Consider the following 12,424-nt stretch of genomic DNA (forward strand, 5'->3'; position numbering starts at 1 on the left):
CATTTTAGATTCGCCCTTTTTCGGTACTTATTTCGCAATAACGAGCAGAGGTATGGGAGAACCTCCGTGGTTTGGGATTATTTTTATCCTGTATTAACGGGCAGTAAGCCCTACCGATTGAGGTTTCACCTTATGGTTTTCTTTTATATGTCCAAAGACGATTGTGATTAGAGGTTTCAGGAAAACGATCCCCAGCTTTTAATCTTACTTTTTTAGGGTTGTTCACATTGCTACCTGTTTCACCGATTTCTAAATATATACCATTATTAGGTGCTTTGTCTCCACCTTTAAATTGTCTTGATTGTCCCATATTACCCCTCCAATAAAAGAGCTTTTCTTTACATGCTGCCCTTTTAATTTTCTTCACTGAAGCGTGGCTTCTATAGTAGTTTTACACAACAGAGAAGGTTCATTCATGGAAATGCTGGGAAAACAGCCTTTATTTTTGATTAATAAAGAAGTTACGTTCCTATTACAATTTCGAAAACATCTTTACATTCTTTCCTTATATAGTGTTAAATATAAAATTGTGAAGAAAAAAATAGTTGGGGGAAAAAAATGGATACAGAGAACATTATTATCATAATAAAATATTTATTTTTAGGACTATTTCAAGGACTTACAGAACCTATTCCTATATCATCAAGCGGACATCTGCAATTAGCTCAATATTTCTTTGCAATAGATGATCCAAGTTTAACATTTGAAATTTTAGTAAATACTGCTTCTCTAATAGCTGTATTGATTATATATAGACAAGATATCCTACGGCTTGTTGTTAATGGTCTAGGCTACTTCAAACATAAGACAGAGGAAACAAAACGTGACTTTCATTTTATTATTTACTTAATTATTGGAACGATTCCAGCTGGGGTAATTGGAATATTATTTGATGATGTTATTGAAAAGTATTTATCTTCCATTACGACTGTTGCCGTCACTTTAATTATTACCGGTATCGCTCTTTGGTTAATAAGAAATTTACGTGGTCGCAAAATGGATGGCGATTTAACAGTAAAGGACGCAATCATCATCGGATTAGCCCAAGCAGTTGCCCTTATTCCCGGAATAAGCCGTTCTGGAGCAACAATTGTTGCTGCAATGGGGAGAGGTATGAACCAAGAAACTGCCATGCGTTATTCTTTCTTACTGTATATCCCAGTCAGTTTTGGTGTAATGTTGCTTGGAATCAGCGATTTAATAAATGATCCAAACCTTGCTTCCATGATGCTCCCTTACACACTTGCCTTTATCGGGTCTTTAGTTGCATCGTACTTCTCACTAAAATGGTTTATGAATATTATGGCTAAAGGAAATATTAAATACTTTGCAATTTATTGTTTTGTTGTAGGTGCATTGGTACTTATTTTTGTATAAGCGAATTCCGGTGAAACAATATTAGGAGACAATTTTTCCTGTACTCAGGATAAATTAGTCTCTTTGTACCGAGAGCAATCAACTTCAAACTAAACAAAAAACGGGACAAAGTGAACACATCACTTTGTCCCGTTTCTTTGTTTAGCGGATTCCTAATGCTATTTTTGCATATCTTGACATTTTTTCTTTACTCCAAGGTGGGTTCCAAACAATATCTACTTCTGTTTCTTTTACCTCTGGAATATCAGATAATGCTGCTTTTACTTGGTCAACGATTGTACCCGCAAGTGGGCATCCCATTGAAGTTAATGTCATCGTAACAGTAGTTACGCCATTATCGTCCATGTCTACACCATATACTAACCCAAGGTTAACAATATCTATCCCGAGCTCAGGGTCAACTACTTGTTCTAATGCTCCCATTAGATTATCCTTTAAATCTTGATCCACTATTACCACTCCTTTTCCTACATTCGCTGTAGTATTATCTTAACAAAGATATTAATAAACTTCCATTCATCACTATCTAATTTAGATAGTTGTCAAACCATTTAACAAGATGAAGAACTCCTTCTCTTGAGACTTTATGCCCCGCTCTTTCATCCGCCATAAAAAATAATTTGTCTTCATTATTAATATATGCCGGACGATTTCGCTCATAGAATGTATGTGCATAGTTAAACGGAACCATTTCGTCCTTTTTTCCATGCCAAAACATAACGGGGCGTTCATTTAGTTTCTCAGGATGAAGGCTTAAATCATACTTTTTAAGTTCAGAGTAAATATTTTCTAGTTCTTCCTCTGTAAATGGTAGGTGATATCCTAAAGAAGTAAAATAGTCAATTTGTGCTTTTGCAAAATCTAAATATGCCGGACTTCCCATTAATGAAACAGCAGTGTGGATCCAGGGATATTGAGTCAATGCTCCTAGCGTCACAATACCTCCCATTGAAGTTCCGCTTACTCCAATTAGATTTTCCTTTATAAGTCCTTTTCTTTCAAACTCATCGACAATAATTTTTAGTTCTCCAATAGTTGTTAAAACGATTTTCCAAAAATATGGGCTCAGCTCCTCTTCAGAAAATCCTTCCTCTCTTTCCCCATGATATAGGCAGTCTGGTAGAAGAACTCTAAACCCCTTTTCAGCTAGGTAGTAAGCATAGTGCAAGTTGTGTTCCTTTGCACTTGTAAAACCATGAATGAAAATAATGGTTGGTAAAGAATTATCTATTATATCCCCTTTTACAATATGTAATAAGGGGATTTCTTGTATATATGCTTTTTTTATATTTATCACTCGTTTATCCCTCCTGTTGCATTTCCGTTTTCTATGATATCCTATATTTGGCAGGATGTATAATATTTAGAACTGTATGAGTTTTCACTTCTAGACCTTATAAAAAATGGACAACTTATTTTTCATTAAGGTCTATACTCCATGCTTGTTCACGTTATTTTAGAATAAGGTTATTTTCGTAAAGTTTGTTGCTTTTCAACTGAAAACTACGTTTCACCAACTGAGTTGATTGGAGCGGAGTCTAGTGCCCATAGCGGAAATCAACGGGCAGAATTTATAAGGCAAAACAACAACGTATGAGAAAAGAGCCTAGATTAAAAAAATGGGGGAATTGACTATGGCTAAAGAAAAACACCTTATTGTTCTTGATTTAGACGGTACATTGTTAACAGATGAAAAGAAAGTATCTTTAAAAACAAAAGAAACGCTTTTTAAAGCTAAAGAGCAAGGACATGAGGTAATGATCGCTACAGGTCGACCTTACCGTGCAAGTGAAATTTATTACAAAGAATTAAACTTAAATACTCCGATAGTTAATTTTAATGGTGCTTTTGTTCATCATCCTTTACATACTGATTGGGGAATACACCATGAACCAATGGATATAAAAGTCGCAAAAGAAGTTATCGAAGCTTGTCAGGATTTTCATTTTCATAACATCATTGCCGAAGTAATGGATGATGTGTTTATGCACTACCATGATGAACGATTACTTAATGTCTTTATGATGGGAAATCCACGTGTTTCGACAGGTGATTTAAGAGACGTATTAAGTGACCATCCAACATCTATGCTCATTCATGCTGATGAAAATCATGTAAAAGAAATTCGAGATCATCTTGATAACGTTCATGCAGAAGTTATTGATCATCGTCGTTGGGCTGCACCTTGGCATGTAGTAGAAATTGTTAAATCAGGATTGAATAAAGCCGTCGGAATAAAAAAGGTAGCAGCTTCCCTTAATATTACACAAGATCGCATCATTGCTTTTGGGGATGAAGATAATGACCTTGAGATGCTTGAATATGCTGGAACCGGGGTGGCAATGGGAAATGCAATCGACCCTTTAAAAAATATTGCAAATGAAGTTACCCTCTCCAATGAAGAAGACGGAATCGCTTTGTTTTTAAAAGACCGTTTAGCACTTTAATGGTAGCAGTGGAAAATTTTCATCCTAGTAAAACCGATGTTTCGAGTCATACTAAAAAGGAACGCAATTGTTAGCGTTCACCAAGCTCGTAAAAGGGGTGGTTGTGTTGGGTAGAAGTAGAAGTAGTAAATCACGACGTTTTGTCCAGCAAGGTAAGGATGCTGTTTCTAAACATGATGACCGTATTCCTTACCATTTAACTTATGCCGAAGCCGAAGCGAAAAAGCTTTCTAATGTTCATGAATCCTCTCTTGGGGGGCATTGATAATGAGAAATGAACTTTTCGAACAGGCACGTCAATATGTCGAACTAGCGAAACTTGCTTCTTCACAAAATACCTCTGAAGATACGCAAACGGCAATTGGCAAGGCAAAAAACGCTTTGTCTTCTGCCTATGCTAATTCAACAGTAGCAGAGCAAAAACAACTACGGGAGCTGCAGGACGAATTGAACCAACTTTCCTAATACTGCTTGTTCTCGTAAACTCTGTATCAATTTACTGAGCTGCAATTAATAAGTGGGTTGACTCGTAGGCACCTTTTCCCTTGAGTCAACCCACTTTTACTATATCAGCACGATTAAAAATATGGATTTCGTCTTAATCTCTCCTAAAGAAACCAAATACACCTGTTGTTTGCACGATATTCGTAAAGGCAGTTGGATCGACTTCTTTTATAATATGTTCTAGCGCAAAAAGTTCATAACGAGTAATAACCATAATCATCATTTCTTTATCTTCTCCTGAAAAAGCCCCCTTAGCTGGAACGGTTGTAATACCACGAACCATTTTACTATGAATAGCTTCCTTTAATAATGATGCTTTTTTCGTAATTATCATGGCAGTCAGTTTCTCATGTCGAGTATGAATCGCGTCTATTACACGTGTTGTAGCATATAGTGTTACAAGTGTGTATAACGCTTTTTCCCACCCATATAGAAATCCAGCTGATATAATAATGATACTGTTTAACGCAAACAGATAGGTACCTACTGGTTTATCTTTCAAGCGAGAGAGCAACATGGCAACAATGTCCATCCCACCAGTAGACGCCCCCCATTTTAACGTTATTCCAACACCGATAGCTGCTAAAACACCACCAAAAACTGCATTTAAAAAAATGTCAGGCGATACATGGGTAATCGGTATTATTTCTAAAAAGAATGTTGTTAAAGCAACAGAAATAAAACTATGGATTGTAAAAGAACGGCCAACTTTTAACCATCCTAAAATTATTACTGGGATATTTAATAATAAAAGTAAAATACCTGTAGAAAGATTTAGTGGAGTAAAATCTGTAAAAATACTAGACAATAATTGGGCTACTCCAGTAAATCCACTAGCATAAACATTCGCTGGAATTAAAAAAAAGTTCATTGCACACGCATTTATAATTGCTCCAATCAATACGACAATTAACTTTTGCGTTTCTAACCACATCATCTCTTTCGACATTCGCATACCTCCTAAAATTTCACCTATTGAATGCAGATGGATTATCCCTTACGACTTGTTATCACGCCCCGTTTGGTTTATAACAGGTAGCCAAATGCATGAGTCCCCTAAATACTGTTACCCCTTACTATGCCCAACTAATCGTTAAATTTGATAAGTTCGTTTCTTGTTTATTGTCATTTTCCAAAAATATAGCTAGACTAAGGTTATAATGTTAAAAAAGGGTGATATTAAATGACTATACAATTGTTTGCCGATAGTGCTTGTGATTTGCCTACCGCTTTCTATGAAGAAAACAACGTAACTCTTCTTCCATTAAAAGTACATATAGATAATACAGAATACGAAGACATGATTACGATTCAACCTCAAGCAGTCTTTGAGAAAATTAAACAAGGACATATGCCGAAAACATCTCAAGTTTCGCCAGAAAAATTTCAAACAGAGTTTACAGAGCTGGCACGAAAAGGAGAAAAAGGAATTTATATATGCTTTTCCTCACAGTTATCGGGAACATACCAGACTGCTGTAATGATAAGGGATCAAGTAAAAGAGGAGTATCCAGACTTAGAATTGACCATTATTGATACGATGGGTGCTTCCCTTGGTCAGGGGTTAGTCGTAAAAGCAGCTGTCTCCGCACTTCAAAACGGAATGGACTACGACAGCCTTATTTCCCTAATAAAATTTAATAGTAATCATATGGAACATTTATTTACAGTAGAAGATTTAGAATATCTCGCTAAAGGCGGACGCGTATCTAAAGCTTCTGCATTTTTAGGAGGATTATTAAATATCAAACCACTTCTCCATGTAGAGGGTGGAAAACTTGTTCCAATTGAAAAACTTCGAGGCCGAAAGAAATTACTAAAAAGAATTCTCGAAGTAATGGAAGAGCGAGGAGAAAATTTATCCGAACAAACAATAGCTATTAGCCACGGTGATGACCTCGAGGCAGCAGAAGAAATGAAAAACATGATTGTTGAAAAGTTTGCTCCTAAAGACGTTTACATCAATATTATTGGAGCAGCTATCGGATCCCATGCTGGTCCGGGAACACTCGCCATTTTTTTCTTAAATAAAACATCATAAATTGCTCTTTTCCTGTTCATAATAAAGTCAAACAACTTCCATTAACATGGAGTTTTTAGTTCCTATTAGGAAGGGAGATATTTTATTATGAGCCGCACATCAGATAATGATAAAAAAGCTGTTGACAATAATGCTGTCCGACACGAAAAAAACATGGAAAAAGAAAAAAATCGAAAAGCTGGTAAGAATCAATATTCGAAAAAAACCGATCATCTCTAATTTTGTTCTTACTGCCTGAGTTTTTCTTAGGCAGTTTTTTTATTTTCTTTTACATACTCAAAAGTTGATTGAATTTCCTCTACTTGTCTATAATGAAATAAGATAATATATGGGAGATTGTAACAGAAACAGATAAATTAATGAAATATTATGAAAACTCGTGAAGTAGGCATTTCTTTTTGATATAATTTTAATTATAAAAGAAAATAGACAAACTTTAACCCCTTTAACAATTAACGCGGGTTGATAGTATCTATCAAATCGAAAAAATGATTGCCAGAGGTGAAAAGAGAATGAGAATAACACGTAGATTAGTCATCGATATTCCAAAACATAGCCGGTTAGAAGAATTAGATGATTTAATGCGTGTTTTCTGTTCTTCCAAACGGCATGCCTTTAAACGATTGTTAAACGGTGAAAAGAAAGGCAATTTAATCAAAAAAGTAAACGTTACCTTTCATTTGAATAAACGCTATGCAGAAGATGCTGTGATGCAAGCGGAACAAATTATACAAAGCCAAAAAGAACTTTTACCGTATCAAATCGAAAATGTAGAGGCAAAAATAGAAAAAACAGACAAAAAAATAGAGGATTATACAACAGGGAAAAAGCGACCAAAGAAATCACCGTTATCTTTGGTTATCAAGGGGTTAACCTCAAGATTAAATAAGCTAAATGAGAAAAGGAACCACTTCGTTCAATGCGTAGAAAAGAATACTATCCCTTCCGTTATTTTTGGGGGTAAGAAAAACTTTTATGCTCGTATGAAAGGGAAAATATCTAATCAGGAGTGGAAAGATCTGCGCTCCAATATGCTGTATGCTCGTGGAGATAAAGCCAAAAATGGGAACTTAAACACGCGTATTGTTTATGAGGAAAAGGAAAACCAATTTTATATAGAAATTGCCAACCCACTTTTAGGGGATGGCTCGACCAAAAAGGCTCCTCGTCTCCGTTACAAAATCCATATCCCAGAAAAGTATTTTGAAGAAATAGTAAACGTGGTCATGCCTGATGTTGCAGGTTATACACCTAAAAATAAGGTGAAATACAAGTATAAGCCTTATTCCATCGAAATTAAAAGAAAAAATGGTTGCTACTATATTCATCTAACTTATGACAAAGAATTCCGTGGGTCAGAAGTAAAAGGAAGAGTTCCTTTAGATGCAGCTATTACAAGTGGGATTGATGTGAATATTGACCTTGTCACCGTCTGTCTTGTGAATAGACAGGGAAATTTGCTAAACCATAAAACCTTTTATTGCCACGAAATGGAGTACGTTTCTTCCAATAGAAGAACAAATATTGCGGGAGAACTAGCAAAAGAAATCATTGATTTTCTACTTGAACAAAACGCTGGAGCTATTAGTTTAGAGGATATCAAACTGAAACAAGACCATGATACCAACAAGAGGACAAACCGTCTCCTCCATTCCTTTGCGAAAAATAAACTTCAATCAGCTATTATCTCAAGAGGACTAAAAAATGGATTTAAGATAAAGAAAGTAAACCCAGCCTACACATCGGTGATTGCTAGGTTTAAGTATAAGGATATGTACGGAATGTCTACGCACGAAGCTGCTTCTTTTGTTATCGCCAGAAGAGGATTAGGCTTGGATGAAAAAATACCAACATACCTTTTAGAATATGTTCAACGTATAGTCAAAATCCACGTAAAAAGTGCCCTAGGTTCCATGGAAGAAACCGAAAAAGGCACGGAAAGAGAAAAAATAAGGGAGAAAAAGTTACAAGCTGTTTTAACGAACATCAAGAATTTCAAAAAGAACCATCGTTGGAAGCTGTGGAGCGTCATTCATAAGACGCTGGAATACAACAATCAGGGAATAAAACTTAAGGAGGTGTAAACCTGGTTACTATAACTATTGGCAAGGAACTGACCATTAGTAGGAATGGTTCCTTGCCACCGGCTGGCTCTAACAGGGCACTTTGGGTTGCTTTACGCTATAGGTGTATGGCAGGAAAGTTGGTGTATTTCCTCCTAAAGAACGGAGTGAGAGTCTCCGCAGTAAGTCTCCTTTCCTGATTGTGAGGCGATTATAAGAATTCATTAGTTTTTAGTAATCAGGATGAGTGAAATGGCAAAAGAAAATTCATTTGATGTGGTGTCACAGGTTGATTTGTCAGAAGTACGAAATGCAATTCAAATTGCATTAAAAGAGATTCAAAATAGATATGACTTTAAAGGTAGCAAAAGTGACCTTTCATTAGATTCTGAAGATATTGTTTTAGTTTCGGACGATGAATATAAACTTGGACAATTGAAAGATGTTTTATTAAGTAAATTAATTAAACGAAATGTTCCAGTTAAGAATCTTGACTACGGAAAAATCGAGGGGGCATCTGGAGGCACTGTCCGTCAACGTGCGAAACTCGTTCAAGGAATTGACAAGGAAAATGCAAGAAAAATCAACACGCTTGTTAAAAATTCTGGATTAAAAGTAAAAAGTCAAGTGCAAGATGACCAAGTCCGTATCACCGGTAAAAACAAAGACGACCTGCAGCAAATTATGGCTTCTATTCGTGAAGCTGTATTACCTATCGATGTACAATTTATTAATTTTAGATAAAGGGAAACTTTAATCAGTCGGATTCTCTTTCATCCCCCATTGATTGTTAGTCCCGTTTCACTGTCAGTAAAGCCCCCATCTATGCTTCTTCGATTCTCTAAGCATATGTGGGGATTTACCGTCCGTTAATGAGGGATAAATGTTTGTTAAAGATTCGAATGGGTAAACTAAACCCATTCGACTTTTTTATTTTGAGGTGATGACAAATGGGACAAAAAGTTGTAGTTGTTGGCGGTGTTGGCGGAGGAGCCACTACTGCCTCCCAAATAAGAAAATTAAACGATGAGATTGAAATTGTTATTTTTGAGAAAACGGAATATGTTTCTTTCGGAGCTTGCGGAATGCCTTATTATATTGGAGATATTATTGAAGAAAGAGATCATTTATTTGCAGCAACCCCGGAAAGCCTTGCCAAAAAAGTAAATGCAAATGTAAAAGTTCGTCATGAAGTAGTAAGTATAGATCGTAAGAACAAAGTAGTAAAAGTAAAAGATCTTAAAAATGATCATTTATTTGAGGAACAATACGATTATCTTGTTCTAGCTCCAGGGGCTTCGGCAATAATACCAACAATTGATGGCTTACACTCCATTCCCCATTTTACCTTGCGTCACATTGAAAACATGGACAAAATCAAAGAATTTATCAACGAGAATCACCCAAAAACATGTAGTATTATTGGTGCAGGTTTTATTGGGTTAGAGGTTGCCGAAAATTTGAAGCATTTAGGAATAGATGTAACTGTTGTTGAAAGATCAGACCACGTATTAAGTATTATTGATAAAGACATTTCTGAGCGCATACTAAAAGAACTCGAAGAACAGGGTATTTCCATCCATATAGGAGATGCACTAGAAAAAGTACTTCCAAATAAAACTCTTTTGTTAAGCAGCGGTAAAGAACTACAAGCAGATTTTATTATCATGGCAGCTGGAATCAAACCGAATAACACGTTGGCAAAGGACGCTGGACTTCCTATTGGTGAATCAGGTGGAATCCAAACAAATGCATACATGCAAACAGAAGACCCATCAATTTACGCTGTAGGTGACGCCATCGAATCAATTGATTTTATTGATAAAAGTAAAAAACAAGTCCCGCTTGCATGGCCCGCACACCGGCAATCCTTTATTGCAGCAAAAAATATAACAGGAACAAAACAGCCCTTTGAAGGAATGTTGGGTACAGCGATTACAAAAGTCTTTGACTTAACGGTTGCTTCAACTGGATTTAACGAAGGTACATTAAAGCAGAAAAAACTTCCTTTTGCGACTGTCTACCATGAAGGAAAATCCCATGCAGGATATTACCCTGGAGCCAAAAACGTTTTAATTAAAGTTCACTTCTGTACCAAGACAGGAAAGATATATGGAGCAAATATTGTTGGTGGAGAAGGAGTAGATAAACGAATTGATGTCCTAGCCACTGCCATACTCGGAGGATTAACAATTACCGATTTACAAGCGATTGAAACATCCTACTCTCCTCCATATTCCTCTCCAAAGGACTTACTGAATATTGTTGGATATAAAGGAGAGCAGATATTGTTCGATCAAAAATAGTTAACTTAACTAGTGAATGTTAACCTCCAGTTTTCATTGTAGACCAAGGGAATCTGTCAAGTTGTTGATATAGATATAGAGATATTTACGACTAATATGTTCACATTTGTAGTTAATAAATTTGCATTTCCACTATCACCTGAATCTGTTCAACAAAAAAGAGTGCCTGTTTTTATTAATGTACTGCAATAAAAACAGGCACTCTCCAGTGTCTAGAAAATTTGGTTTAAAAACCGTTTTGTTCTTTCATGCTTAGGGTTACTAAATACTTCACTAGGATGTCCTTCTTCTATTATATTTCCATCACCTAGCATAACAATTCTGCTCGCAACTTCTTTAGCAAATCCCATTTCATGCGTTACAATGACCATCGTCATCCCTTCACTAGCTAGACCTTTCATAACTTGAAGTACTTCTCCAACTAGTTCAGGATCGAGCGCAGAGGTAGGCTCGTCAAACAACATTACTTTTGGTTCCATTGCTAAAGCTCTGGCAATGGCGACACGTTGTTGTTGTCCGCCAGATAATTGATCTGGATAAAAGTTCGCTTTATCTTGTAGTCCTACTTTATTAAGAAGCTTCATTGCTTTTGCTGAAGCTTCTTCTTTCTTTTCTCCTTTTACAAAGATAGGAGCTTCAATAATATTTTCTAAAACGGTTTTATGTGGGAACAAGTTGAAATGTTGAAACACCATCCCAACCTTTTCCCTTACTTTATTGAGGTTTGCTTTACCAGCTTCAATTTGTTCAGAATCAATTATGATATCCCCACCCTGTGCTACTTCTAGAAAGTTTAAGCAGCGCAATAGTGTACTTTTCCCCGAACCACTAGCACCGATTAAAACAACAACCTCTTTTTCCTTAATTTCTAAATCAATATTCTTCAGCACTTCTAGTTCACCGAAGGACTTACTCAGGCTTTTAATTTTAATCATTGAATTTTTACCTCCTTCGGTTTACTAACGTCAAACTTTTTCTCTATACGACTAGTAATCCATGTAAATATAAGTACAATAATTAAATAATAGATTCCCACGACAAAGTAGGTCTCAAACGGCATATAATTTTCCCCTTGTACACTTAGTGCCGTATTGTATAAATCCGTCACAGAAATATACGCTACTAATGACGAATCTTTTAAGCCAATAATAAATTGGTTGGCGAGTGGTGGAATTGATCTTTTGAAAGCCTGTGGAAAAATAATTCTTCTCATCGCAAGCGAAGAAGACATCCCAAGCGATCTAGCAGCTTCCATCTGCCCCCGGTCAATTGATTGGACAGATCCTCTAAATATTTCCGCTATATACGCACCAGTATGAATCCCCAACGCTAAAGCTCCAGCAGTAAAACTGTCTAGCATCACAATATTTGCAATACCATAATAGAGAAACATGATTTGAACGATTAGCGGCGTTCCACGTATAATTGAAATATAAATATCGGCAATACCGTTTAACAATTTACTAGAAGAAATTTTAAAAGCCGCAAAAATAAGTCCAATAACGGTCGCGAAAATGAGTGAAATTGCTGTAATAGCTATCGTCATCCAAGAGGCTTTTAAGAAAGCGAGTCCATGTTCACTTAGAATTCCGATAATGTTTTCAAAAAAAGTTAGCATTTCTTAATGAACCCCCTTTGTCTAGTTATAGCGGCTAGAGTTCGAGATTATTTTAAATAAAACAGCTG

Annotated in this window: 15 protein-coding genes; 9 read left to right on the forward strand and 6 right to left on the reverse strand. The window is 36.1% G+C overall.

Annotated features, from left to right (window positions below; all coding sequences use genetic code 11):
* Positions 1 to 130: 130 nt before the first annotated feature.
* Positions 131 to 310: a YjzC family protein gene (locus ACFSUL_RS10940; protein ID WP_071413138.1), complete on the reverse strand. Its 180-nt coding sequence runs from the start codon at positions 308 to 310 to the stop codon at positions 131 to 133.
* 248 nt (positions 311 to 558) lie between these two features.
* Here ACFSUL_RS10940 and ACFSUL_RS10945 point away from each other — a divergent pair, with 248 nt between their 5' ends.
* Positions 559 to 1,377, forward strand: a complete 819-nt coding sequence (locus tag ACFSUL_RS10945) for an undecaprenyl-diphosphate phosphatase (RefSeq protein WP_377935319.1) — start codon at positions 559 to 561, stop codon at positions 1,375 to 1,377.
* Between the two features lie 141 nt (positions 1,378 to 1,518).
* Here ACFSUL_RS10945 and ACFSUL_RS10950 read toward each other — a convergent pair whose 3' ends face one another.
* Both ACFSUL_RS10950 and ACFSUL_RS10955 read right to left on the reverse strand, forming a co-directional pair.
* Entirely contained in the window at positions 1,519 to 1,800 is a 282-nt protein-coding gene (locus ACFSUL_RS10950; RefSeq protein ID WP_377935425.1) for a metal-sulfur cluster assembly factor, read from the reverse strand.
* A gap of 103 nt (positions 1,801 to 1,903) precedes the next feature.
* Positions 1,904 to 2,674 carry an alpha/beta fold hydrolase gene (locus ACFSUL_RS10955; protein ID WP_377935321.1) on the reverse strand — a complete coding sequence of 257 codons (771 nt, stop codon included), beginning with the start codon at positions 2,672 to 2,674 and terminating at the stop codon, positions 1,904 to 1,906.
* A gap of 337 nt (positions 2,675 to 3,011) precedes the next feature.
* On the opposite strand from ACFSUL_RS10955, the gene ACFSUL_RS10960 reads away from it, so the two are divergent.
* The 3 genes from ACFSUL_RS10960 (at position 3,012) to ACFSUL_RS10970 (ending at position 4,289) form a co-directional block, all read left to right on the forward strand.
* Positions 3,012 to 3,824, forward strand: a complete 813-nt coding sequence (locus tag ACFSUL_RS10960; RefSeq protein ID WP_377935323.1) for a Cof-type HAD-IIB family hydrolase — start codon at positions 3,012 to 3,014, stop codon at positions 3,822 to 3,824.
* 106 nt (positions 3,825 to 3,930) lie between these two features.
* Positions 3,931 to 4,089 carry a hypothetical protein gene (locus tag ACFSUL_RS10965; RefSeq protein WP_377935325.1) on the forward strand — a complete coding sequence of 53 codons (159 nt, stop codon included), beginning with the start codon at positions 3,931 to 3,933 and terminating at the stop codon, positions 4,087 to 4,089.
* Between the two features lie 2 nt (positions 4,090 to 4,091).
* On the forward strand, positions 4,092 to 4,289 hold the full coding sequence (locus ACFSUL_RS10970) for a DUF3813 domain-containing protein (protein ID WP_377935327.1): 198 nt from the start codon (positions 4,092 to 4,094) through the stop codon (positions 4,287 to 4,289).
* 133 nt (positions 4,290 to 4,422) lie between these two features.
* Here the strand turns inward: ACFSUL_RS10970 and ACFSUL_RS10975 are convergent, their stop codons facing one another.
* Positions 4,423 to 5,265 carry a YitT family protein gene (locus ACFSUL_RS10975; RefSeq protein WP_377935427.1) on the reverse strand — a complete coding sequence of 281 codons (843 nt, stop codon included), beginning with the start codon at positions 5,263 to 5,265 and terminating at the stop codon, positions 4,423 to 4,425.
* Between the two features lie 246 nt (positions 5,266 to 5,511).
* Between ACFSUL_RS10975 and ACFSUL_RS10980 the strand changes: the two genes are divergently transcribed.
* The 5 genes from ACFSUL_RS10980 to ACFSUL_RS11000 all read left to right on the forward strand — a co-directional run bounded on the left by ACFSUL_RS10980 (position 5,512) and on the right by ACFSUL_RS11000 (position 10,738).
* A complete protein-coding gene (locus ACFSUL_RS10980; protein WP_377935329.1) occupies positions 5,512 to 6,369 on the forward strand; it encodes a DegV family protein in 858 nt (285 codons plus the stop codon).
* Between the two features lie 87 nt (positions 6,370 to 6,456).
* The gene (locus ACFSUL_RS10985; RefSeq protein ID WP_377935331.1) at positions 6,457 to 6,588 is read left to right on the forward strand and encodes a DUF3941 domain-containing protein; all 132 of its coding nucleotides are present in this window, start codon (positions 6,457 to 6,459) and stop codon (positions 6,586 to 6,588) included.
* Between the two features lie 293 nt (positions 6,589 to 6,881).
* A complete protein-coding gene (locus tag ACFSUL_RS10990) occupies positions 6,882 to 8,453 on the forward strand; it encodes an IS200/IS605 family accessory protein TnpB-related protein (protein WP_377935333.1) in 1,572 nt (523 codons plus the stop codon).
* A 231-nt stretch (positions 8,454 to 8,684) separates the two neighbouring features.
* Positions 8,685 to 9,176, forward strand: coding sequence for a YajQ family cyclic di-GMP-binding protein (locus tag ACFSUL_RS10995; protein ID WP_377935335.1), 492 nt, complete (start codon positions 8,685 to 8,687; stop codon positions 9,174 to 9,176).
* Positions 9,177 to 9,382: 206 nt separating this feature from the next.
* Complete coding sequence (locus ACFSUL_RS11000; RefSeq protein ID WP_377935337.1) at positions 9,383 to 10,738, forward strand: CoA-disulfide reductase; 1,356 nt, start codon at positions 9,383 to 9,385, stop codon at positions 10,736 to 10,738.
* A gap of 212 nt (positions 10,739 to 10,950) precedes the next feature.
* Here the strand turns inward: ACFSUL_RS11000 and ACFSUL_RS11005 are convergent, their stop codons facing one another.
* Both ACFSUL_RS11005 and ACFSUL_RS11010 read right to left on the reverse strand, forming a co-directional pair.
* Positions 10,951 to 11,673 carry an amino acid ABC transporter ATP-binding protein gene (locus ACFSUL_RS11005; RefSeq protein WP_377935339.1) on the reverse strand — a complete coding sequence of 241 codons (723 nt, stop codon included), beginning with the start codon at positions 11,671 to 11,673 and terminating at the stop codon, positions 10,951 to 10,953.
* Positions 11,670 to 12,356, reverse strand: a complete 687-nt coding sequence (locus ACFSUL_RS11010) for an amino acid ABC transporter permease (protein WP_377935341.1) — start codon at positions 12,354 to 12,356, stop codon at positions 11,670 to 11,672. Before ACFSUL_RS11010 ends, ACFSUL_RS11005 begins: the two co-directional genes overlap by 4 nt.
* Positions 12,357 to 12,424: the final 68 nt, after the last annotated feature.

Source organism: Bacillus seohaeanensis (assembly GCF_042684945.1).
Classification (GTDB): domain Bacteria; phylum Bacillota; class Bacilli; order Bacillales; family Bacillaceae_B; genus Rossellomorea; species Rossellomorea seohaeanensis.